Annotated in this window: 21 protein-coding genes; 10 read left to right on the top strand and 11 right to left on the bottom strand. The window is 38.8% G+C overall.

Annotated elements, in window-relative coordinates; translation table 11 throughout:
* Positions 1 to 65: 65 nt before the first annotated feature.
* Positions 66 to 1,487, bottom strand: coding sequence for a DcaP family trimeric outer membrane transporter (locus CFY84_RS00560; protein ID WP_088822210.1), 1,422 nt, complete (start codon positions 1,485 to 1,487; stop codon positions 66 to 68).
* 621 nt (positions 1,488 to 2,108) lie between these two features.
* Between CFY84_RS00560 and CFY84_RS00555 the strand changes: the two genes are divergently transcribed.
* The 3 genes from CFY84_RS00555 (at position 2,109) to CFY84_RS00545 (ending at position 4,592) form a co-directional block, all read left to right on the top strand.
* Positions 2,109 to 3,026 carry a patatin-like phospholipase family protein gene (locus CFY84_RS00555; RefSeq protein ID WP_088822209.1) on the top strand — a complete coding sequence of 306 codons (918 nt, stop codon included), beginning with the start codon at positions 2,109 to 2,111 and terminating at the stop codon, positions 3,024 to 3,026.
* Between the two features lie 227 nt (positions 3,027 to 3,253).
* Positions 3,254 to 3,709 carry an NfeD family protein gene (locus tag CFY84_RS00550; protein ID WP_088822208.1) on the top strand — a complete coding sequence of 152 codons (456 nt, stop codon included), beginning with the start codon at positions 3,254 to 3,256 and terminating at the stop codon, positions 3,707 to 3,709.
* 31 nt (positions 3,710 to 3,740) lie between these two features.
* The gene (locus CFY84_RS00545) at positions 3,741 to 4,592 is read left to right on the top strand and encodes an SPFH domain-containing protein (RefSeq protein ID WP_088822207.1); all 852 of its coding nucleotides are present in this window, start codon (positions 3,741 to 3,743) and stop codon (positions 4,590 to 4,592) included.
* Positions 4,593 to 4,594: 2 nt separating this feature from the next.
* On the opposite strand, the gene CFY84_RS00540 is transcribed toward CFY84_RS00545, so the two are convergent.
* Positions 4,595 to 5,512, bottom strand: a complete 918-nt coding sequence (locus CFY84_RS00540; protein WP_407640190.1) for a polyprenyl synthetase family protein — start codon at positions 5,510 to 5,512, stop codon at positions 4,595 to 4,597.
* Positions 5,513 to 5,533: 21 nt separating this feature from the next.
* Positions 5,534 to 5,878 (bottom strand): zinc ribbon domain-containing protein YjdM, encoded by a 345-nt coding sequence (locus tag CFY84_RS00535; protein ID WP_088822205.1) that lies wholly within the window; start codon positions 5,876 to 5,878, stop codon positions 5,534 to 5,536.
* A gap of 430 nt (positions 5,879 to 6,308) precedes the next feature.
* On the opposite strand from CFY84_RS00535, the gene CFY84_RS00530 reads away from it, so the two are divergent.
* Positions 6,309 to 7,661, top strand: a complete 1,353-nt coding sequence (locus CFY84_RS00530) for an amino acid permease (RefSeq protein WP_088822204.1) — start codon at positions 6,309 to 6,311, stop codon at positions 7,659 to 7,661.
* A 50-nt stretch (positions 7,662 to 7,711) separates the two neighbouring features.
* On the opposite strand, the gene CFY84_RS00525 is transcribed toward CFY84_RS00530, so the two are convergent.
* Entirely contained in the window at positions 7,712 to 8,917 is a 1,206-nt protein-coding gene (locus CFY84_RS00525) for a sugar transporter (protein WP_088822203.1), read from the bottom strand.
* A 374-nt stretch (positions 8,918 to 9,291) separates the two neighbouring features.
* On the opposite strand from CFY84_RS00525, the gene CFY84_RS00520 reads away from it, so the two are divergent.
* Both CFY84_RS00520 and CFY84_RS00515 read left to right on the top strand, forming a co-directional pair.
* A complete protein-coding gene (locus CFY84_RS00520; protein WP_088822202.1) occupies positions 9,292 to 10,032 on the top strand; it encodes a phosphoadenylyl-sulfate reductase in 741 nt (246 codons plus the stop codon).
* A gap of 133 nt (positions 10,033 to 10,165) precedes the next feature.
* On the top strand, positions 10,166 to 11,542 hold the full coding sequence (locus tag CFY84_RS00515; protein WP_088822201.1) for a WS/DGAT/MGAT family O-acyltransferase: 1,377 nt from the start codon (positions 10,166 to 10,168) through the stop codon (positions 11,540 to 11,542).
* Between the two features lie 72 nt (positions 11,543 to 11,614).
* Here CFY84_RS00515 and CFY84_RS00510 read toward each other — a convergent pair whose 3' ends face one another.
* From CFY84_RS00510 to CFY84_RS00485, 6 genes are all read right to left on the bottom strand, one after another.
* On the bottom strand, positions 11,615 to 11,794 hold the full coding sequence (locus tag CFY84_RS00510) for a PA1571 family protein (protein ID WP_088822200.1): 180 nt from the start codon (positions 11,792 to 11,794) through the stop codon (positions 11,615 to 11,617).
* A 125-nt stretch (positions 11,795 to 11,919) separates the two neighbouring features.
* The gene (gene rng, locus CFY84_RS00505; RefSeq protein WP_088822199.1) at positions 11,920 to 13,374 is read right to left on the bottom strand and encodes a ribonuclease G; all 1,455 of its coding nucleotides are present in this window, start codon (positions 13,372 to 13,374) and stop codon (positions 11,920 to 11,922) included.
* A gap of 38 nt (positions 13,375 to 13,412) precedes the next feature.
* Entirely contained in the window at positions 13,413 to 13,982 is a 570-nt protein-coding gene (locus CFY84_RS00500) for a Maf family nucleotide pyrophosphatase (RefSeq protein ID WP_088822198.1), read from the bottom strand.
* Entirely contained in the window at positions 13,970 to 14,461 is a 492-nt protein-coding gene (gene mreD, locus CFY84_RS00495) for a rod shape-determining protein MreD (protein WP_088822197.1), read from the bottom strand. Before mreD ends, CFY84_RS00500 begins: the two co-directional genes overlap by 13 nt.
* A complete protein-coding gene (gene mreC, locus CFY84_RS00490) occupies positions 14,448 to 15,305 on the bottom strand; it encodes a rod shape-determining protein MreC (RefSeq protein WP_088822196.1) in 858 nt (285 codons plus the stop codon). The genes mreD and mreC overlap by 14 nt, the downstream gene beginning before the upstream one ends.
* Before the next feature lie 15 nt (positions 15,306 to 15,320).
* The gene (locus CFY84_RS00485; protein WP_088822195.1) at positions 15,321 to 16,361 is read right to left on the bottom strand and encodes a rod shape-determining protein; all 1,041 of its coding nucleotides are present in this window, start codon (positions 16,359 to 16,361) and stop codon (positions 15,321 to 15,323) included.
* Positions 16,362 to 16,490: 129 nt separating this feature from the next.
* Here CFY84_RS00485 and gatC point away from each other — a divergent pair, with 129 nt between their 5' ends.
* Genes gatC through gatB form a run of 3 tightly spaced genes read left to right on the top strand, consistent with a single transcriptional unit; the run spans position 16,491 to position 19,770 of the window.
* Entirely contained in the window at positions 16,491 to 16,802 is a 312-nt protein-coding gene (gene gatC / locus CFY84_RS00480) for an Asp-tRNA(Asn)/Glu-tRNA(Gln) amidotransferase subunit GatC (protein ID WP_088822194.1), read from the top strand.
* A 35-nt stretch (positions 16,803 to 16,837) separates the two neighbouring features.
* Positions 16,838 to 18,316, top strand: coding sequence for an Asp-tRNA(Asn)/Glu-tRNA(Gln) amidotransferase subunit GatA (gatA, locus tag CFY84_RS00475; RefSeq protein ID WP_088822193.1), 1,479 nt, complete (start codon positions 16,838 to 16,840; stop codon positions 18,314 to 18,316).
* Positions 18,316 to 19,770, top strand: a complete 1,455-nt coding sequence (gene gatB / locus CFY84_RS00470; protein ID WP_088822192.1) for an Asp-tRNA(Asn)/Glu-tRNA(Gln) amidotransferase subunit GatB — start codon at positions 18,316 to 18,318, stop codon at positions 19,768 to 19,770. Before gatA ends, gatB begins: the two co-directional genes overlap by 1 nt.
* A 64-nt stretch (positions 19,771 to 19,834) precedes the next feature.
* Here the strand turns inward: gatB and sbmA are convergent, their stop codons facing one another.
* Positions 19,835 to 21,037, bottom strand: coding sequence for a peptide antibiotic transporter SbmA (sbmA, locus tag CFY84_RS00465; RefSeq protein ID WP_088822191.1), 1,203 nt, complete (start codon positions 21,035 to 21,037; stop codon positions 19,835 to 19,837).
* Between the two features lie 436 nt (positions 21,038 to 21,473).
* Between sbmA and argG the strand changes: the two genes are divergently transcribed.
* Entirely contained in the window at positions 21,474 to 22,835 is a 1,362-nt protein-coding gene (argG, locus tag CFY84_RS00460; protein ID WP_171289043.1) for an argininosuccinate synthase, read from the top strand.
* The last annotated feature ends 42 nt before the right edge of the window (positions 22,836 to 22,877 follow it).

Below are 22,877 nucleotides of genomic sequence, written 5' to 3'. Positions count from 1 at the left end.
AGCTTATTTGGCACAAAAAAAATCTGCAATAAATTGCAGATTTTTTTGCTGAATTTCAATTCAAATTAGAATTGGTATCTAGCCATCAAGTTAAAGCGTGAAAAATCACCTTTATTTGATTCTGTTGATGTTGCAGCTGCAAACGTTTCACGTTGACCATATGTGTATTCAGCACCGATATCTACATTTTTCACAGGTGAATAGAATGTGTTTACGATGATGTTATACATGGTTTTGTTGGTAGATGCAGATGGTTTTACACCTGTTGTAAATGCTTTTGCATAAGCATTGTCATCTTTATACCAAATTCCGCCACCTGCAAGCGTTGAACGCCATTGCGCATTCCACTTACGTGAGTAACCAACCAATGCTGAGTCAAACTCTGATGGAGAAATGGTATACGATGTACCATTCGCTGTAGCAACATATGCTGTGTTGCTATAAAGCATATAGCGGTTATCGCCTCTGACATGATAGTAGTTTGCAAAAACCATATCGTTTGGTGTTAAGCTATATTTTGCACCGATACCAGCACCCCAGCCCAATTTTTCTTCTGCATTTGTATCATTGGTTGATACACGGTTTTCGTGCACTAAACCATGAACTTGTAATACACCTTTTTTGTCAGCAGTTGAAATGTCATAGCGTGCAGTTAAAGCAGGGAAACGACTACCACCACTTGTTTGAGCTGTTCCTGTGTAACCATCAGCATCACCACCTTCTAAAGCCACAAGAACTTTTTGTGTTTTAGTAATTGGCTGTGTATAACGAACTTGTACATTACGTTGGCTACCAGAACCCATTGGGCCGTTAGCATCAACAACTTCAGGAATGGTTTCACCGTTAACGAAGATTGAACCTGTTTGACCAAGTAACCATTTGCCTAATGTTAAGTATGCATGACGTACACGGAATGAACCGTTTGCATTGGTGTAGGTTGTACCTAAGAAGTCACCTTCAAGTTTTGCAACTAAATCACCATAGCTTGTTGGGCGTGTTACGTCCAAACCAATACGTGATGCTGCAGCACTAACATTCAATGAACCTTGTGTTGCATTCGCTGAATTTAATGGTACGCGGTTTGTACGGTTATAAATGTCTGTGGTATTTGCATTTGATCCAGCGAAGTCATATGTACTGTCTGCACGGATACTTCCATAAATTTTTAGCTGAGTTTGACCATCACCTAGTGTTAACCAACCTGGCTTAGAGCTTGATTCTTTTGGTGCAACATTTGGCTTTTCAAGTGCTTGAATCGCAGCTTCTTGTAATTGAACTGCTTGTTCTTGCTGTTGTGCAGCCTGTTGTTGTTGTTGGGTAGATAATTGCTGAACAAGTTGCTGCAATTGTGCAACTTGAGCTTGCAGATCAGAAACCTGCTGTTGAGTTTGTGTTTTAGCTGCTGTCGCTGCTTGTGCTGCGGACCCTGTAGCTCCTAAAATCAAAGCCGCACTCACCGAAAGTGCTAGTTTATTCACTTTAACCACAAATCTTCACCCTTAAAATAGTTGATCACTATGAAATTCCGTATACTATTCCAAACAAAAGTAACAAAATTATGACAATCCTTTACTGAATCTTATATTCTCTTCTTTTATCGCGTTTGGCTAGTCGCCTAAAGTCGCAGATACAATATACCAAATAGTAAATTAAAAAAAAGAAGTGAATATTGATCAATTAGTTAACTCACTATACGCTTTAATTAATCTGAGATAACCAATTAATTCTGATATTAATATACACAAAAACAATAAATAAAAAATCTAAAAAAATTTTGTAATGCTGAAAATTTCGTCTCAATTTGATGAATAATTATTCACTAAAATCAGATTTCAACGAGTTAGCGTAGGATTTTCAGCAAAAAATTGTTTTAAAATCTTTCAAAAATGTCCAATAAGTGAATATTTTTTAACCTGAAAACCACACCATCATTTTTGCTAAATAATTAACAGTGTAATTTTGTTAATGAATAATATATTTATCCTATTAAATTAGTATTAAAGTCCTTGAAATAAACGTACTTTTTTTTGTAATTTTGCTAGAAAAAAAAGATTGAACCTGTTCATATAACCACAATTTATTTTCTTTAGTCATCACAGTATTTTCTCATGGCAACAATTCGTCATTTTTCTCTTCTGTGCGTCATCAGCTTGATGCTTTTCGGTTGTACTAGCCTGAATCAACCTACAACCAAACAACAACCACGTGAACCTGTCATTGCCTTGGCTTTAGGTGGTGGTGGTGCAAAAGGTTTTGCCCATATTGGTGTTATCAAAATGTTGGAATCTCATGGAATCAAACCACAAATTGTCACTGGGACGAGTGCAGGAAGTTTTGTGGGTAGTATTTATGCCAGTGGTAAAACACCTTATCAGCTGCAGGCTTTAGCATTAAAGTTAAAAGAATCTGATATTCGAGATTTAACGTTAAACCGACAAGGTTTTATTGTTGGACAAAAAATACAAGACTACGTAAACAGCCAAGTGGGTAATCAGCCTATACAAAAATTTCCAATTCGTTTTGCTGCTGTTGCAACCCAATTGACCACCGGTCAAAAAGTTGAATTTATTCGTGGTAATACAGGACAAGCCGTCCGTGCCTCATGCAGCGTCCCGAATGTCTTTGTTCCTGCGCTGATCAATAATATCCAATATGTAGATGGTGGTTTGGTGAGCCCTATTCCTGTTAAAACAGCCAAGCGGATGGGTGCAGATATTGTGATTGCAGTTGATATTTCTGCACGACCAAGTAGCAGTCAAATTGCATCAAGCAATTTGTGGGGATTACTTGATCAAACCATTAATATTATGGGACAACAAAGTATTCAAGATGAACTTAAATATGCCAGCATTACCATCCAGCCTAGAGTTGAAAATTTAGGTGTTATGGATTTAAACTCAGCGAGTAAAGCCATCTTAGAAGGTGAAAAAGCAACTCAGCTCAATATCAAACAAATTCAATCTATTATTTCACAATTTAAAGCGTCACCTGCTGCTTTACAACCCGCGCCAAAACCACAAATTTAATCCTACCTAGATGTGAATAGACTCACTTGATGCATAATTGCATGAGTGAGTCTATTGCTTTATTTTCAAATTTCTCCATTTATTTTACCTTTTGTTATATAATAAACACTCAAAGTTATAATTTTATTTTGATGGATAAAATAACTGTAAAATTTATTTTATAAATCGATAAGATGAAATAATAATACTGCTATGATGAAATGACATTTAAAAATTATAGGATATTCATGGATATGTTGCTCGAACCGTGGCACTGGTTTGTTCTAGGCATTGTATTAATTTTATTTGAATTATTTCTCACCACATTCGCTGTACTATGGTTTGGAATTGCTGCCGTGATGGTCAGCATTTTAGTTTGGATTTATCCCGACATGAGTACGACACTGCAAGTAATCAGTTGGACACTCTTATCTATTTTATGCACATTCCTATGGTTTAAATTTATTAAACCATTATCTAAAGATAAAATTACCAATCATCTCTCTAGAGAATCTGTTATTGGTCAAGTTGGCTTAGTGATTCAGCTACAAATTGACAATAATATTCAAGTCAGATTTCCGATGCCTCTTCTTGGCTCAGATGAATGGTTCTGTCGCTGTAGTCAAAATGTTCATGTGGGTGACAAAGTCAAAGTCATTGATATTAGCGGCAATATACTTGTAGTTGAACCCTACCCTCTTTAAACACTAACTTTATCAACAATAGGATTGATTGATGTCAGCTACCATGATTATTAGCATTGCATTTTTACTGTTTGTGGTGATCACTATCATTAAAGGTGTACGTATTGTCCCCCAAGGATACAAGTGGATTGTTCAACGCTTGGGCAAATACCACACCACACTCGGCCCAGGTTTAAGCATTATTATTCCGTATATTGATGAAGTGGCATATAAAATTACCACCAAAGACATTGTGCTTGATGTACCTTCACAAGAAGTCATTACACGTGACAATGCCGTACTTTTAATGAATGCTGTGGCATATATCAATATCACCACTCCTGAAAAAGCCGTTTATGGTGTTGAGAATTTCAATTGGGCCATTCAAAACATGGTACAAACATCATTGCGCTCTATTGTCGGTGAAATGGATCTTGATGCTGCGCTATCGTCTAGAGACCACATTAAAGCAAAACTTAAAGCAGCTATTTCTGAAGACATCGCTGATTGGGGTATCACGCTTAAAACTGTCGAAATTCAAGATATTCAACCATCAAAAACCATGCAATCTGCTATGGAAGCACAAGCTGCAGCAGAGCGTCAACGTCGTGCCGCAGTCACTAAAGCAGATGGTGAAAAGCAAGCAGCTATTTTAGAAGCAGATGGACGTTTAGAAGCATCACGTCGTGACGCAGAAGCACAAGTGGTCTTGGCTGAAGCATCACAAAAATCGATTGAGCTTGTCACGAAAGCGGTCGGCAATCAAGAAATTCCAATTTCATACCTGCTTGGTGAGCAATATATTAAAGCCATGCAAGATATGGCGAAATCGAATAACAGTAAAACCATTGTTTTACCTGCAGACGTTTTAAGCACTATTCGTGGCATTATCGGCCGAGCTTAATATTAGCTTTTTCTCAACAATAAAAATTGTGTCATTTCATGCAGTGCCTGAGCATCTTCTTCAAAATAGCTCAGCGCTGCAAGAGCTTGCGCATGTAATTCAGCCAAATAATTTTGTGCCGGTATCAACCCCATCAAGGCAGGATAAGTTGACTTTTCAACATCTAAATCTTTACCTGCTGTTTTACCCAAGACATTCGTGTTTGATGTAATGTCTAAAATGTCATCTTGAACTTGAAACGCTAAACCAATATGTTGACCAAATTGTTCTAGTTTCTGCATTGCTTGATCAGCAGGTTCGAACATCGTTTGTGCGCTCATTAAGATCGCAGCAGAAATTAAAGCCCCTGTTTTATTATGATGAATTGCCTCTAAAGCTTGTTGATCAATGCGAATACCTTCTGATTGTAAATCTAAAACTTGTCCTTGTACCATTTTAGAGCTTGCAGATGCGAGTGTCTTGACCTGTTGAAGTACAATCCGTGGATGGGTTTGATGCTGCACTTCATCTTGCTCGAATAATGAGCTTGTTAGCACTTCATATGCCATCGACTGTAGTACATCCCCTGCCAATAATGCATTATGTTCACCAAATGCAACATGACATGTAGGTTGACCACGACGTAATGAGTCGTTATCCATACAAGGCAGGTCATCATGTACTAAAGAATAACAATGGATCAGCTCTACAGCCACCGCTGCACGGCGAACAGCAGGGTGCAATATATGACCATGTAAAGCATTCACCGCATAACATAATGCAGGGCGCACACGCTTACCACCCAACATCACTGCATGATGTACAGCACTTTGTAGTGGCTCAGAAAATTGAAATTGTGCAAGTGCTGTTAATAAATCTTGCTGTACAGTCTCTTGCGCGGATTTTAAAAAATCTGAATAGATTGACTCGGATGATAACACGTGTGCCTCGGACATAATGGGTTAAGCTTTTTTCACAAATTCAGATTTCAGTTTCATCGCACCAATCCCTGTAATTTTACAATCTAAGTTATGTCCATCTGTTGCATGTTCGATTAAACGGACTTTGACTTTTGTACCAACTTTCACAACAGAGGATGAGCCTTTCACTTTTAAATCTTTAATCACAGTCACAAAATCACCATCTTGTAATAGCTGACCATTGGCATCTTGAATTTGTACAGCATCTGCTGTCAGGGTGGATTGGTCTGATTCTTTCCACTCATGCGCGCATTCAGGACATACAATGAGATCACCATCATAATAGGTGTATTCTGATTTACATTGGGTGCATGCGGGTATACTCATTGACTTTCACCAAAAAAATAAAAACATTATCACGCTTTTAATTTTTAATTTAAAGCAATTTACCTTTTATTTTTTATCTAACATGCTCAATCACACTTTAGTCACAAAGTGTAATTATCAACATGTTTATGATTAAATAGACCTGAATCAATAATTTAAGTCGCTAAAAATATAAGGTCTTTCCTGCCAATCAAAGGTATTTTACCTGTCTCTCAATTTAACAAATATTGAAGTGAGATTGTACTAACATATGAAATGATCTTTAAAAATTTAGCATGAATTGTACTGATGTTCTATGTTTGAACGAAAACAGCGGATAAAAGCCGTTTTGATGACATTTTTCTTGTTAAAACTGACTTAGAAATATAGGTGAGATCGTGACAATCATCTACAATATCTTAGATTTCATGTTTACAAGTTGTATATCAGTGTGAGTACTCAAAAAACCGAATTACAGCGCGGCTTGAAGAACCGACATATTCAATTGATCGCCATGGGCGGTGCTATTGGTACAGGTTTATTTTTAGGTTCTGCTCAAGTTATCCAAGCAGCTGGCCCATCCATTATTCTAGGTTATGGCATTGGCGGCTTTATTGTCTTTTTAATTTTACGTCATTTAGGTGAAATGATCGCACATGAACCTGTATCCGGTTCATTTAGCCACTTTGCGTACAAATATTGGGGACGTTTTCCAGGCTTTATTACTGGATGGAATTATTGGGTACTTTATATTTTGGTTGCAATGGCTGAACTGACAGCAATTGCCAAATATGTGAATTATTGGTGGCCACAAGTTCCTGCTTGGGCATCTGCATTGTTCTTTTTCATCATCATTACGCTTTTGAATACACGAAATGTGAAATTCTATGGTGAATCTGAATTTTGGCTTTCTTTGGTCAAAGTTGTTGCTGTGATTTCCATGATTTTATTTGGTGGCTATCTGCTCTTCACTGCAAGTCCAGACTCTCAAGTGAGCGTTTCAAACTTATGGACACATGGTGGTTTTTTCCCAGCAGGTTTTGATGGCTTGTTTTATATGCTTGCATTTATCATGTTTGCATTTGGTGGGATTGAACTGATTGGTATGGCTGCAGCTGAAGCTGAAGACCCTGAAAAAACCATTCCTAAAGCCATTAACCAAGTGGTATTTCGAATTCTAATTTTTTATGTGGGTTCACTAACGATTCTTCTATCTTTAGTGCCATGGAATCAGTTGAATCTAGGTGGTTTAGATAAAAGCCCATTCGTGATGATTTTTAGTCAACTCGGGATTGGTTGGGCAGCACATTTACTGAACTTCATTATTTTAACTGCAGCCTTGTCTGTTTTTAACAGCAGTATGTATGCCAATAGCCGTATGTTGTTTAGCTTGGCTGAACAAGGCAATGCACCGAAAGTCTTTGCTCAAATGACCAAAGATGGTGTGCCATTAATGGCCACACTCTTTTCAGCATTATTGATCTTTGGCTGTGTGATTTTAAATTATATAGTACCTGAAGGTGCATTAAGCCAGCTTATTTATATTGTAGTTGGTGCCTTGGTACTGAATTGGGCAATGATCACCATTACCCATTTAAAATTTAGAAAAGCCATGCAAGCACAACAAATTAAAACATCTTTTCCTGCCCTATTTTCACCATTCAGCAATTATTTTGCTTTAGGTTTTATTGCTGTCATTTTATATATTATGTGGATGCAAGGGTTTAAGTTATCTGTACTTATGATGCCTGTTTGGTTTGGAATCATGTTCATTTTATTTAAGCTACTGAGCGACAAAAAGTAAAGTTGTAGACCTAAAAAAGCCAGCATCAGCTGGCTTTTTTAATTAAACATTTAGTTATTTTGAATAGGCATAAAGTCACTACGGCGTACCATAATAATAGCAACCACTAACCCTAACAATGCCATACCGCCACCGACAACACCAATATATTCCATACCTAAGTTTAAGCCAACCAAGCTACCGAACAGCGCACCGCCACCAATACCTAAGTTATATAAACCTGAATATACCGCCATTGCAACATCAGTTGCATCGTGAGCAAGTTGTAATACTTTTGACTGCATAATTAAGCCAAAAATCATGATGCAAATACCCCAAGCCACAGATATACCCATGATGCCATATACGCTTGATGCTAAAGGTAATAACAGCATCATACACACAGACAACCCTGAAATTGCAATTACAGGAAATAGTCGTGGTAATTTACGGCTAAAACGACTAAATAGAATTGAGCCTAAAATACCTGCTCCACCATAGACTAATAATAATGTCGTGGTTTGGTCAGAAGTAAATTTAGCAATTTCTGTTGTAAACGGTTCAATATAGCTATAAGCAGTAAATTGAGCGATAACCACCACCACTGTGATGATAAAAAGCATCATCAACGCAGGTCGTTTAAACAATATCGGTAAACTTGAAAATGAGCCTGTGTTTTGGCTTGGTAACAATGGCAATGTTTTCCAAAGCACAAGCGCTGTGATTACAGCAATACCACCGACAATTCCAAAAGTTAAACGCCAACCGAATATTTCACCTACAATACGTCCAAGAGGAATACCGAGTACCAGCGCCAATACTGTACCTGTAGACAGTAATCCAAGTGCTTGCACTTCTTTACCCACAGGTGCAACACGGATCGCTAAAGATGCGGTAATTGACCAAAAGATTGCATGAGCAAAAGCAATCCCTACACGGCTAATCAATAAAATTGTAAAATTTGAAGCAACGCTAGATACGATATGGCTTAAGAAAAATAAAACAAAAAGCGCCAACAATAGCTTTTTCCGCTCTATATTTCGAGTCGCCAACATCATGGGTAATGATGCCAATGCAACAACCCAAGCATAAATTGTAATCATAATTCCGACTTGAGCTGCCTGCATATCATAGCTTTTCGCAATATCTGTCAGGAGTGCAATCGGAACAAATTCTGTGGTATTAAAAATAAAAGCTGCAAGTGCTAGCGCAATCACACTCACCCAGCTTCCTTTTCCATCAGTTCTAGGAGCAATGTCTTGAGGAGTAATATTCATAGGATTTTAGCTTTTTAAAAAATTGAGTCATCAGATAGATCACAGTCATCAACAACTGATCTCTGATTTGTATTGGCATAATTCCCCAATTCTATACGTTTTAGGATAAATTAATATCGCTTTTTAAACAAAAAAGATCATAAAATTACATAAATCTTGATCAAGATAAATCACTTAGCGCCAATTATTCTGATTTTGTTATGCTAAAATAAATTTATCTAATTGATTAAAAATTCACATTTTTTCAATATAAATCGATTTTGATGATAAATATATCTTAAAAAAAGATAAATAGAGCAATTCATTTACTCTAAAATGCTAACGCTTCTATTTCTGTCTTTTTTCAGGCTCCAAGCTGACAGCCAGGAACACTCATGACCGCTGCTATTATTCCAACGATTGATCACGTCGATGCCCTTGCATCTGAATATGCCGATAAATATCCAAGTGAAATTATTGAACTTGCACTTAATCAAGCAGGTGAAATTGCCATTTCATTCTCTGGTGCTGAAGATGTTGTTTTAATTGATATGGCTTACCGTTTGCGTAAACCTTTTCGCGTGTTTAGCCTTGATACAGGCAGATTACACCCTGAAACTTATCAGTTCTTAGAAAAAGTACGTGAATTTTATCAAATTGATATTGAAGTATGTTTTCCAGATGCATCTTCTGTACAAGACCTTGTCACCACAAAAGGGATGTTTAGCTTTTTTAAAGATGGACACCAAGAATGCTGTGGTATTCGTAAAGTGCAACCCTTAAGAAAAAAATTGGCAACCTTAGATGGTTGGATTACAGGGCAACGGAAAGACCAAAGTCCAAACACCCGTACCGATATTCCTGTGATTCAGGCTGATGCTGGATTTTCAGGACCAAATAAACAATTGATTAAATATAATCCATTGGCCAATTGGAGCAGTGCTGACGTTTGGAATTATATCCGTATGATGGAAATTCCATATAACCCACTTCACGAGCGCGGTTTTATTTCGATTGGTTGTGAACCATGTACACGCCCTGTATTGCCAAATCAGCATGAGCGCGAAGGCCGTTGGTGGTGGGAAGAAGCCACACAAAAAGAATGCGGTTTGCATCTTGGTAATCTAAAAAAATAAATCATAGCTGCTGTCTAAATTAGCAAAACTATTCGTGCTAGCAGATGAAAGCATGAATAAGATTGTACAGAAGCTTTGATATTTCCTCATTTAATATTACCATCTTTTTTAAATGACAAAGAGATTCACCCCCATGCGACCATTACATCCAATTGATTTAGTTTTTTTGTCTTTAGAAAAACGACAACAACCTATGCATGTGGGTGGATTATTTCTATTTAAAATACCACCGCATGCATCCAAAGACTTTATTCATGACATTGTAAAAGATATTAAAGCGTCAACATGTTCACCAGTTGCGCCATTTAACAATACATTGAATGGGCTTGTATGGGGTGAAGACAATGAATTTGATTTAGACCATCATTTTAGACATATTTCCTTGCCGCATCCTGGCAGAATTAAAGAACTGCTGACCTATATCTCACAAGAGCATGGCGCTTTACTTGACCGAGCTAAACCATTATGGACATGCACTTTAATTGAAGGGATTGAAGGTGAGCGTTTCGCACTATATTTTAAAATTCATCATGCACTCGTAGATGGTGTTGGTGGCATGCGCTTAATGGAAAAATCTTTTGCTAAAGATCCTTATTTACACAGCATGATTCCGCCTTGGTGTATTCAGAAATCGACCAAAACACCCAAAAAGAAAACCCTTAAAGCGGCGTTTTCTTTTGTTAAAAATATTAAACAGCAAATTGAAACATCGCCACAAATTGTTTATCAAGAACTTAAACAAACCATTTTACATGATCGACGCTTTGACCCACATTATGTAACTAGTTTTCAAGCACCAAAAAGCATGTTTAATCAGCGCATCAGTGGGTCTAGACGTTTTGCTGCGCAGTCATTTGAAATGTCACGAATTCGTCAAATCGCACATGCATTAGATATTACTGTGAATGACACTATTTTATCGATTTGCTCAGGTGCGCTCAGACAATACTTGCTACATTTTAACCAATTACCAGCCAAACCACTGATTGCAATGGTTCCTGCTTCAATTCGAGCGGATGACTCTGATGTAAGTAATCGTCTAACCATGATTTTAGCCAACCTTGCAACACACACAGACAGCCGTTTAGAGCGAACACAACTCATTTCACAAAGTGTTCGTACAGCAAAAGTGCGTTTTAAGCGAATGAGCCAAAACCAAATACTCAGTTACAGTGCATTTGTTTATGCTGCCGCAGGTTTAAATATACTCTCAGGTGCTATGCCGAAGAAGCAAGCATTTAATTTGGTCATTTCAAGCTTACCAGGACCTAAAGATGCATTGTATTGGAATGGCGCTCGACTAGAAGCGCTCTACCCTGCATCTGTGGTATTTGATGGTCAGGCACTTAATATGACGCTGACCAGCTATTTAGATAAGCTTGAAGTTGGATTAGTTGCTTGTCGCAACATTGTCCCAAAAATGCAAATGTTGCTGACTTTTCTTGAAGATGAAATCAGTCAATATGAACAGATTGTCGCAGAGAAAGAAGAACACGCTGTAAAATCATAAGGATGGTGTTGGTTAACCAACTTTTATTCTTTATTTTTGTATCCAATGAGCTGAAAAGATAAAGTTATCTTTTCAGCTTTTTACTGTACGGCACTGTTTAAGCAGCTCGATACAAATATCTTGTACCATGCTTGTTGTTACTTGCACTTCACGCCCTTGCTCATCAAGCATATAACAATCATTTTTTACAGCTTGAGTTTCGCTTATTTTTTGTGGATTGTGGTTCATTTTTTTCTCATCATTTAATTGCATACTTTATGCCCTCGTTCACTAAGACATCACATCTATGGCTACTTAGTTATATATAGTATTGAGAAATAAATAATGAAAGTAAACATTCAGTTGTAACAAAGATTAAGTGTTAATTTGTTACAAATTCAACTTAAAATGATATCATATTGCTCTTGCGTATACAGTGTTTCTACTTGTAGATGGATAAAGCGATCTAAAAGCTGTTGTAAATCTGCAAGCGTGGCTGCATCTTCTGTCAACATTCGGTCAATTACTACAGCACTTGCAACGACAATGAACCCCATTTGATGAGGATAGAGTCGCCTATAACGCATCATTTCTCGAAAAATCTCATAGCATACTGTTTCTGCTGTCTTTACAAAACCACGCCCATGGCAGGTTGGACACGCGTCACACAGTAGATGTTCTAACGACTCACGTGTACGTTTACGAGTCATTTCAACCAAACCTAACTCTGAGACTTGAGTGATCTTGGTTTTTGCATGATCTTGTTCTAAAGTACTTTCAAAATACTTTAAAACCTCTTTGCGGTGAATTTCTTCTTGCATATCAATGAAGTCAATAATAATAATGCCACCCAAATTACGTAATCGTAATTGTCTGACAATCACTTCAGTCGCTTCCATGTTGGTACGGTATACCGTATCTTCTAAACTACGCCCACCAACATATGAACCTGTATTTACATCAATTGTGGTCATGGCTTCAGTTTGGTCAATCATCAGATAGCCACCAGACTTTAAAGCAATGCGTTTTTGTAATGCATTTTGAATATCATCTTCAATATTATAAATTCCAAACAACGGTTCCTGTTTGGTATATAAAGCCAATCGATCTGCAATACTTGGCGCAAATTCTGTCATGAAATCTTGTAACTTTAAGAAAACTTGTTTGGAATCGACATAAATTTTTTCTGTTTTATCGGATGCCAAGTCTCGAATAATACGCTGAGGCAATGGTAATTCTTCAAAAATGAGTGTTGGCGATGTAATGGTCATTTTTTTGCGTTGGATATAATTCCACAATCGAGCAAGATAAGCCATGTCTTGTTCAATGGCTTTGGCATCTACACCTTCAGCAGCAGTTCGTACAATGACACTGCCAGGTAAATTATAAGTTGATTTAATTTCTTCAATAATATGTTTTAACCGCAAGCGCTCAGGCTCACTTTCTATTCGCTGAGATACACCAACATGATGACCAAAAGGCATCATAACCAAGTAGCGTGATGGAATAGAGAGGTCTGTCGTTAAACGTGCGCCCTTAGTACCTAGCATGTCTTTCATCACTTGAACGGTTAATAACTGTCCAGGATGCAATAATTCAAATACATTAGGCGTGGTCTGCCCTTTTGGCCACACCATATCATTGATATGTAAAAAAGCAGTTCGTGACAAGCCAATATCAATAAAAGCTGCTTGCATTCCAGGTAAAACGCGTACCACTTTACCTTTATAAATATTACCGACTAGACCGCGTTTTAGTGTCCTCTCAACAAACACTTCGTTGACAACACCATGTTCAGTTAATGCAACGCGACATTCCATCGGCGTGACATTAATGAATAGTTCATCAGACATAATAAGCTCAAAGTTTTAATAAGAATTCTTTATCGTGATTAATTTAGTGCCTTAATCGCTTTATTTAATAATTTCATCGTTTCAAAAATAGGTAATCCAACCACATTGCTATAACTCCCTTCAATTTTCGGGATAAAACGGGCTGCAATACCTTGAATTGCATAAGCACCTGCACGACCGATCGGTTCGCCAGTTTCCCAATACGTTTCCATATCTTGTTCTGTGAGTGCTTGAAAAGCCACTTCTGTTTTTACAATAACATGATCAATATGATTTTGTGTCGCAATACATACAGCCGAAAACACATCATGCTGTCGTCCAGACAACTTTTGCCATATTTCAAATGCATGCTGTTTTGACTTAGGCTTACCAATAATTTGACCATCTAAGGCAATACAAGTATCTGCAGCCAAAACCACCGCATCTAAATGTTGCTGCCCAATGAATAAGGCTTTGCCACGAGCAACCCGCTGCACATATTCAGTCACCAGCTCATCATCAAATGGTGTTTCATCGATATCAGCTGCAATCACCTCAAAATCAAGACCTTGCTGTTTCAGCAATGCCTGTCGCTGAGGTGAGTTTGAAGCTAAAATTAAGCGCGCCATCGTTTCAAACTATAATATACTATTGGCCAAACCAAGATGGTACTGACCACAGGTGGCCAACGTCGCATCATTGGATAATTGACATCAGCCATCACTTGCGTGACCCACACAAATACAACATAAGCTAAAGTCACTAAAATAGAAATAAGCCAAAGGTTTAAAAAGGTTAATATACGTCGCTCTCGAATCAAATAACGTACAATAAACGTAATAATCACATAAGCTAAGGCATTTTGCCCTAACGGCGCATCAATTAATAAGTCATAAAACAACCCTATAGCAAATGAAAACCAAACCCCACACCAAGCGGGTTGGCACAATGACCAAAAGATCATCACCATCATCATGACAAAAGGCCGCCAAGCAGAAACATCATAAGACAAGGGATAAACGGTTAAAATGGATGCAATAACAACAGACAGCACAATTAAAACCAATGGGTCTTTACTTTTAATTGGTCGATATTTAGCGATGAGCATATGGCTGCTCCTTCGCTAATGAATCAGAAAAAAGGACAACCACATAATGACCACCTGCCAATTGTGCTGCTGGTGTAATTTCAATTTGTGCAAATTCACCTGAGTTTTGGCGTTGGATTTTAGATACTCGTCCCACTAGATAGCCTGCTGGAAAATGCTCACCAAGACCTGAGCTATAAATATTGTCTCCTACCACCAAATCAGCACTGGTTGGTACATACTGCATTTTCAAATGACCTAAATCGCCTGATCCTGAAACAATTGCACGCATCCCTGTCCGCTCAATGCGTACAGACAATGAGCTTTCTTTATCCGAAAGTAAAAGTACACGGGCATTATGCGGATAGACATCTATGATTTGCCCCATAATTCCTTTGTCATCTAATACCACCTGCCCTTGGCGCAAGTGGTCGGCTGTACCGCGGTTAATGACAATAATATGTTTTAATGGGTCGGTATCTGTACCAATGACTTCTGCAATTTCCATGCGACCGTCAATAATCAACGGCGTATCAAGTAAGCCGCGTAAGCGCGTATTTTCTGCTGAGAGTTCTGATAGTTTCTGTAGACGCACTTGTGCCTGCAACAATTCAGCTTGCATGGCTGTATTTTCACGTCTTAATTGATCTTCAGATTTTGTTTGTTGACTTAACCACTCTCGCGACATTACAGGATAACTTGCCACTGTATAAATAGGATTATACAGTGTGTACAAGAGATTCCTTGCGGGTTGAACCACATGCGGCATCCGCCAATCGAAAAACAAAACGACCAAGCATGTGATGACTGCGATAATAAATGAGCGAAAAGATGGCGGTTGTCTTGAAAAAATATTCGTTTGCACCCGCCTGTTCCTTAATTATCCAACAAAAAGCATATCATGGTTAGGATTATCAAAAAATTCCAAGACTTTACCACCACCACGAGTCACACATGTGAGCGGGTCTTCTGCAGACACAACAGGTAACCCTGTTTCACGCGCTAATAATTGATCAAGATTACGAAGTAATGCCCCGCCTCCTGTCAATACAATACCGCGCTCTGCAATATCTGATGATAATTCAGGTGGCGTTTGCTCTAGTGCTGACTTCACAGCACTTACAATGCTTTGTAATGGATCACTAATGGCTTGCATCACTTCATCTGAAGTCACAATGATTGAACGAGGTACACCTTCAGCCAAATTACGACCGCGGACTTCAATTTCAAGCTTTTCACCATTTGAAATTGCTGTTCCCACTTCTTTTTTAATCAGTTCTGCAGTGGTTTCACCAATCACACAGCCATGGGCTTTACGCACATAATTAATGATTTGCTCATCAAATACATCACCGCCTATACGCAGTGAGTCTGCATAGACACAGCCTTGTAATGAAATAATTGCAATTTCAGTGGTACCACCACCCACATCAACCACCATAGAGCCACATGCCTGCTCAACAGGAAGCCCAGCACCGATTGCAGCAGCCATTGGTTCTTCGATCAGACGTACATCACGTGCACCTGCGTTATACACCGCTTCTCTGATCGCACGGCGCTCAACTAAAGTGGATTTGCAAGGTACACACACCACAACACGTGGTGCAGGTGGGAAAAGACGCTTTTCATGGACTTTACCAATAAACTGATTCAGCATGGTTTCAGTCACTTCAAAGTCAGCAATCACGCCATCTTTCATTGGACGAATCGCTGAAATGTTGGCCGGTGTACGACCAAGCATTTTCTTTGCATCCAAGCCAACCGCCGCAACAATTTTTTGTGAACCACTGTGACGGATCGCCACCACAGTAGGTTCATTTAAGATAATGCCTCGCCCAGGCGCATAAATCAGGGTATTTGCTGTGCCTAAGTCAATTGCGAGGTCTGGCGAAAACAAGCCAATTAGTCGTTTTAAAATCACGGGTCGTTCCCAGTTTCTACAAATATGAACGCAAGTTGGCAACTTTAACTAAATGTGATGATTTGAACAAGTCAATCGCTTATCATATAAGACGATATTTCAATTTTTTGATACTGACTAGGTGATGTTATGTCTACATCGGATACACAGCATACAGATTTAAATGCTCAAACCATATCGGGCATTGCCAATCTTGCTCGATTATCGCTTAATGATACGCAATCTACAGCATACGCACAAAGTTTAAATAAAATTTTAGACATGATGGATACATTAAAGCGCATCGACACAGATGGCGTTGAACCCTTAAAAAGTCCTTTTGACCACCCTCAACCATTGCGCGAAGATGTTGTTTCAGAAAGCAATCATCGCAATGAATATCAACAAGTTGCGCCTGAAGTTGAAGGCGGTTTATACCTTGTTCCGCGGGTAATTGAATAACACATTTGGCTCATTTGGATGAAATAGAAGATATTATGACTGATTTACATCGCTTATCGATTCGTGAACTTTCACAAGGTTTACAAGATGGAAAATTCTCCTCGCGTGAGCTCACACAGCATTATTTACGCCGTATTGAAACCCTTGATACACAACTAAAAAGCTACATTACGGTCACACCAGAGCAGGCATTACAGGCCGCAGACCTTGCAGATTCTGCAATAAAATCAGGATCTTCACACGCGCTTGCAGGCATCCCTATTGCACATAAAGATATTTTTTGTACACAGGGTGTGCGTACATCTGCAGGCTCTAAAATGCTAGATAACTTTGTCTCACCATATGATGCGACAGTCGTTACAAAAACTAAACAAGTTCACCTCGTGACTTTGGGCAAAGTGAACATGGATGAGTTTGCTATGGGCTCAACCTCTGAAAGCTCATTTTATGGTGCAACCAAGAACCCATGGAACTTAGATTATGTGCCTGGTGGGTCATCAGGTGGGTCATCAGCAGCAGTAGCAGCAGATTTAGCCCCTTTTGCAACAGGAACAGATACCGGTGGATCTATTCGTCAACCTGCGTCATTTTGTGGTTTAACAGGTTTAAAGCCAACCTATGGACGTGTTTCACGCTTTGGTATGATTGCCTTTGCTTCATCATTAGACCAAGCAGGCCCAATGGCACGTTCAGCTGAAGACTGTGCCTATTTAATGAATGTGATTGCAGGTCATGACGAAAAAGACTCCACATCAGTTGAAAAAGATGTTGATGACTATGTCGGCAAACTCAATCAAACTCAGCTCAAAGGCTTACGAATTGGGATTCCAAAACAATACTTCAATGTTGCAGGCTTAAATGCTGAAGTTAAATTACGTATTGAAGAGGCATTAAAACAGCTTGAGAACTTAGGTGCGGTTTTGGTTGAAATTGATTTAAGCATGATTGATGCTTATGTCCCAACGTATTACTTAATTGCACCTGCAGAAGCATCATCCAACTTGTCGCGTTATGATGGTGTGCGTTTTGGTTACCGTTGTCATCAACCACAAGATTTAGATGACTTATATAAACGCTCACGCTCAGAAGGCTTTGGTGACGAAGTTAAACGCCGTATTTTAATCGGTACTTACGCCCTGTCTGCAGGCTATTACGATGCATATTATGTGAAAGCACAAAAAGTACGTCGTTTGATCCAAGAAGATTTCTTAAAAGCATTTGAACAGGTTGATGTCATTGCGGCACCGTCTGCACCAACCACAGCCTATAAAATTGGTGCAGCGTTAGATCCAGTTGAGATGTATTTAGGTGACTTATACACCCTTGCTGTCAATCTATCAGGTCATCCTGCCATTAATGCACCGGTTGGTTTTGATCAGCAACAATTGCCTGTTGGTTTACAACTCATAGGAAATTATTGGTCTGAAGCGCAACTATTATCGATTGTGCATCAATATCAACAAGCAACTGATTGGCATACCAAACGCCCTGCATTTGCTGAGGAGAACGTATAATGGCAAAACTTATTGATGGTTGGGAAATTGTAATTGGTCTAGAAATCCATACACAACTCAATACCCATTCAAAAATTTTCTCAGGTTCAAGCACTGAATTTGGTGCTGACCCCAACACTCAAGCCAGTTTAGTCGATTTGGCATTGCCAGGTGTATTGCCTGTATTAAACAAAGTGGTAGTGGATAAAGCCATTCGTTTTGGTTTAGGTGTTGATGCAACCATTGACCGTGCTTCTGTATTTGCACGAAAAAACTATTTTTATCCAGATTCTCCAAAAGGCTACCAAATTAGCCAAATGGATAATCCAATTGTTGGTCCTGGTCATATTGATATTTATTTAGAAGATGGCAGTACCAAACGGGTCGGAATTACACGTGCCCATTTAGAAGAAGATGCAGGAAAATCACTGCATGAAGATTTTGAAGGGCAAACAGGCATTGACTTAAACCGTGCAGGTACGCCACTGCTTGAAATTGTTTCTGAACCAGATATGCGCTCAAGTGAAGAAGCTGTGGCCTATGTACGCGCTATTCACACCCTTGTGCGTTGGTTAGGTATTTCTGATGGCAACATGGCCGAAGGTTCTTTTCGCTGTGACTGTAACGTGTCTATTCGAAAACCAGGCGATGAGTTTGGTACACGTTGTGAATTAAAAAACATTAACTCGTTTAAATTTATTGAAAAAGCGATTGATGTGGAAATTGAGCGTCAAATTGATGTGCTTGAAAGTGGTGGTAAAATCACGCAAGAAACCCGCTTATTTGATGCCAATAAATTAGAAACACGCTCAATGCGTTCTAAAGAAGAAGCCAATGACTATCGCTACTTCCCTGACCCTGATTTATTGCCGGTACACATTTCACAAGAGCACATTGACCGTATTCAAGCCGAGTTGCCTGAGTTGCCTCAAGCACGCCGTGATCGCTTTACCACGGAATATCAACTCACACCGTATGATGCCCGTGTTCTGACTTTAAGCCGTGAAATTTCTGATTTCTTTGAAGAGGTTGTCAGTGCATCTGGTGGTGCAGCACACGCTAAAATTGCAGCCAATTGGGTCATGGGCGAATTTTCAGCAGCACTCAATAAAGCTGGACTTGAAATTACTGAGTCACCAATCACAGCAAGTCAACTTGGTGGTGTAGTTGCTCGAATTATTGACAATACCATTAGCGGTAAAATTGCCAAGCAAGTCTTTGGTTTAATGTGGGACAGTCAAGGTGCATCTGCAGATCAAATCATTGCAGATCATGGCTTAAAGCAAGAAACAGATACAGGTGCCATTGAAGCCATTATCAAAGATGTACTTGCAAACAATGAAAAAATGGTTGAGGAATATAAAGCAGGTAAAGAAAAAGCCTTTAATGGTTTAGTTGGGCAAGTGATGAAAGCATCACGTGGCAAAGCCAACCCTGCACAAGTGAATCAACTGTTAAAACAGCTACTTGATTAATCTATTCTCATTTTTCCATTTTGGATGGTTTAATGCCATCCAAAATGGCAACTCATGTCTAATCTCAATGCTCTTGTTCAATTGTACTTTCAAAAGCAATTAAACGCTTACGAATTGAAATTAACTCAATAATCGTTTTCCATGAGTTAATTAAATATTGAAAAGATGAACTGACTTGACCTAACACGCTTAAAATTTGGTTAATTAAACCAAGCGTAAGCGCCCCTGCAGCAATTGCAGGAGATAAAATAAAGAATCCATACAGGTTATCTAATTGTAAGTACCATGTACTGACCAAATTAAAGTAAGCGTAATGAAAGTAGAGTTTAAAATAGTTCGCTCGGACTTTAGAAAACAACTGTTTTAATGTTGCAGGTTCAGCACGGTCTGCTTGGTCTTCACCATAAACGAGCTCTTTACGGTAAGCAGCTTCAACTTTTTGATTATTATATTCAAGACCGGGTAACTTTTTGCCTGTAATAATAATTACCAATGTACCAAACACGGACCACCCGATAACCGCCCAAACCAACGCATAAGGAATAGCACCAATCACTGGAATTTCATTCACATACTTTGAAAACTGCAAAAGAATTGGAAAAAACGCAATCAGTGTCATGATTGCAGCAATGAATTGAACACCCAAACCTTCAATAATGGTGGCAAAACGCATGGTATCTTCTTGAACACGCTGCGAAGCCCCTTCAGTATGACGTAACTTTGCCCAATGCGTCGTATAATATTCTGTCATGGCTGTGCGCCAACGAAAAATATAATGGCTGACAAAAAACGAATTAATTACATTGACAGAAACAGCAGCCATGGCAATAAATAAAAAGATGCTCATGCTGCCATATAAACCAACCAATGTGCCACCCTGTTTAGACACCATTTTTTGGATAATATCCCAAAATGGACCATACCAAGCATTAATCGTGACACTGACTTGCACATTAAACCAAACATTAAAAATAATAAATGCCGTCCCGATAACTGACCACATTTGCCATGGATGATTTGCAACCACACGCCAAAACACAAAAAAAGGAATGAAAAAAACGAGCACCCAAAGGTAAAACCATAGATATGACAAATGCCAAAACCGGCTCACACTAACTGGCAGTGTTTCCTGAGCATAACCATGATGAAAACCAATGTACTCGCCCCAGCCACTTCCGCCGAAATACCATAAAACCACACTAAAAACAACCCAAATCGCAGCTGAGGAAAAAAACCATGCTGGGGATGGGAAAAAAGATTTAAACATAACAACCGCTCCTCAACAGCCATGATGTGCTAAACATGATCAATACGCATGCTTTTACACTGTAATCATGCTGCTGAATATCTCTTAAATTCTAAAAATCAAACCAACCATACAGCAGTTAAATTAAAATAATGATGATGATTTTAATATCAAAATACATATTTTTCCGTAAATAGGATTTTAATGCTTTATTCTTAAATTGGGTTGGTCTCGTCCTTGGCCTGCGAGAATAGCACAAGAATTTATAGATACTTTGAGCATCTGTAACACCGAATCTAGCTGTAAAAGTTGATTGAATCCCTAGATAATAGTTACGCTCAAAGCAGCTTCAGAGTACAATAAGCCCATCAAATAACTTGTAATTGATAAAATACAATCGATTACATCTTTAGAAGAACCATCTGATCAATGATATTCTTCATACTGCTGAGTTCAAATATTAGGATCCACAATGACTGACAATGCAACAATTTTGCAACATATACCGGTAGGACAAAAAGTTGGTATCGCCTTTTCTGGTGGTTTAGATACATCTGCGGCGCTACTTTGGATGAAACAAAAAGGAGCAGCACCTTATGCCTACACTGCTGACCTTGGTCAACCTGATGAAGATGACTATACTGCGATTCCAAGAAAAGCTGAGCAATACGGTGCCATCAAAGCACGCTTAGTGGACTGCAGACTACAACTGGCGTTAGAAGGTATTGCGGCAATTCAATGTGGTGCATTTCACATCAGTACAGGTGGTATACCTTATTTCAACACCACACCACTTGGTCGTGCAGTGACAGGAACCATGTTGGTTACTGCCATGAAAGAAGATGATGTTAATATTTGGGGTGATGGCTCAACCTATAAAGGCAATGATATTGAACGTTTTTATCGCTATGGTTTGCTGACCAATCCAAATTTAAAAATTTATAAGCCTTGGCTTGACCAACAGTTTATTGATGAGCTAGGCGGTCGTGCAGAAATGTCACAGTTTCTGATTGATAACGGCTTTGATTATAAAATGTCAAAAGAAAAAGCATATTCAACCGACTCAAATATGTTGGGTGCTACACACGAAGCCAAAGATTTAGAATATTTAGATGCAGGTATTAAAATTGTAGACCCAATCATGGGTGTGGCATTTTGGCGTGATGATATTGAAATCAAAGCAGAAGAAGTCACTATTACCTTTGAAGAAGGCTTTCCTGTTGCATTGAATGGTCAGCGCTTTGACAACCCTGTAGACCTCATTTTAGAAGCCAACAAAATTGGCGGTCGTCATGGCTTAGGCATGTCAGATCAAATTGAGAATCGTATTATTGAAGCGAAATCTCGTGGAATTTACGAAGCACCGGGTATGGCGTTACTGCATATTGCATATGAGCGTTTGGTTACAGGTATTCATAATGAAGATACCATTGAACAATATCGTATCAATGGATTACGTTTAGGTCGTTTACTTTACCAAGGTCGTTGGTTTGACTCACAAGCATTAATGCTGCGTGAAACTGCACAGCGTTGGGTGGCTAAAGCCATTACAGGGCAAGTGACACTTGAGCTGCGCCGTGGTAATGATTTTAGTATTTTAAATACTGAATCACCTAACCTCACTTATGAAGCTGAACGTTTAACGATGGAAAAAGGTGATTCTACCTTTAGTCCAATGGATCGAATTGGTCAGCTTACAATGCGTAATTTAGACATTACAGATACGCGTGCAAAGCTCGGGATCTACACCGAAGTTGGTTTACTTGCAACACATCAAGGGTCTGCAGTGCCACAGCTTGACAGCAAAAAAAATAAATAATTGTTTTTATCACATTGCTTCGGTTTAAACAGAGGCAATGTG

This window comes from Acinetobacter apis (assembly GCF_900197575.1).
Classification (GTDB): domain Bacteria; phylum Pseudomonadota; class Gammaproteobacteria; order Pseudomonadales; family Moraxellaceae; genus Acinetobacter; species Acinetobacter apis.
This window is presented reverse-complemented; position numbering and strand designations above follow the sequence as displayed.

Excerpts from the sequence above, each read along its gene's own strand:
- CFY84_RS00510 (WP_088822200.1), bottom strand. The coding sequence starts at position 11,794 with ATGCAATTAAATGATGAGAAAAAAATGAACCACAATCCACAAAAAATA.
- CFY84_RS00500 (WP_088822198.1), bottom strand. The coding sequence starts at position 13,982 with ATGGCGCGCTTAATTTTAGCTTCAAACTCACCTCAGCGACAGGCATTG.
- CFY84_RS00515 (WP_088822201.1), top strand. The coding sequence starts at position 10,166 with ATGCGACCATTACATCCAATTGATTTAGTTTTTTTGTCTTTAGAAAAA.
- mreD (WP_088822197.1), bottom strand. The coding sequence starts at position 14,461 with ATGCTCATCGCTAAATATCGACCAATTAAAAGTAAAGACCCATTGGTT.
- CFY84_RS00550 (WP_088822208.1), top strand. The coding sequence starts at position 3,254 with ATGGATATGTTGCTCGAACCGTGGCACTGGTTTGTTCTAGGCATTGTA.
- CFY84_RS00545 (WP_088822207.1), top strand. The coding sequence starts at position 3,741 with ATGTCAGCTACCATGATTATTAGCATTGCATTTTTACTGTTTGTGGTG.
- CFY84_RS00535 (WP_088822205.1), bottom strand. The coding sequence starts at position 5,878 with ATGAGTATACCCGCATGCACCCAATGTAAATCAGAATACACCTATTAT.
- gatB (WP_088822192.1), top strand. The coding sequence starts at position 18,316 with ATGGCAAAACTTATTGATGGTTGGGAAATTGTAATTGGTCTAGAAATC.
- CFY84_RS00525 (WP_088822203.1), bottom strand. The coding sequence starts at position 8,917 with ATGAATATTACTCCTCAAGACATTGCTCCTAGAACTGATGGAAAAGGA.
- CFY84_RS00520 (WP_088822202.1), top strand. The coding sequence starts at position 9,292 with ATGACCGCTGCTATTATTCCAACGATTGATCACGTCGATGCCCTTGCA.
- CFY84_RS00555 (WP_088822209.1), top strand. The coding sequence starts at position 2,109 with ATGGCAACAATTCGTCATTTTTCTCTTCTGTGCGTCATCAGCTTGATG.
- sbmA (WP_088822191.1), bottom strand. The coding sequence starts at position 21,037 with ATGTTTAAATCTTTTTTCCCATCCCCAGCATGGTTTTTTTCCTCAGCT.
- gatC (WP_088822194.1), top strand. The coding sequence starts at position 16,491 with ATGTCTACATCGGATACACAGCATACAGATTTAAATGCTCAAACCATA.
- rng (WP_088822199.1), bottom strand. The coding sequence starts at position 13,374 with ATGTCTGATGAACTATTCATTAATGTCACGCCGATGGAATGTCGCGTT.
- gatA (WP_088822193.1), top strand. The coding sequence starts at position 16,838 with ATGACTGATTTACATCGCTTATCGATTCGTGAACTTTCACAAGGTTTA.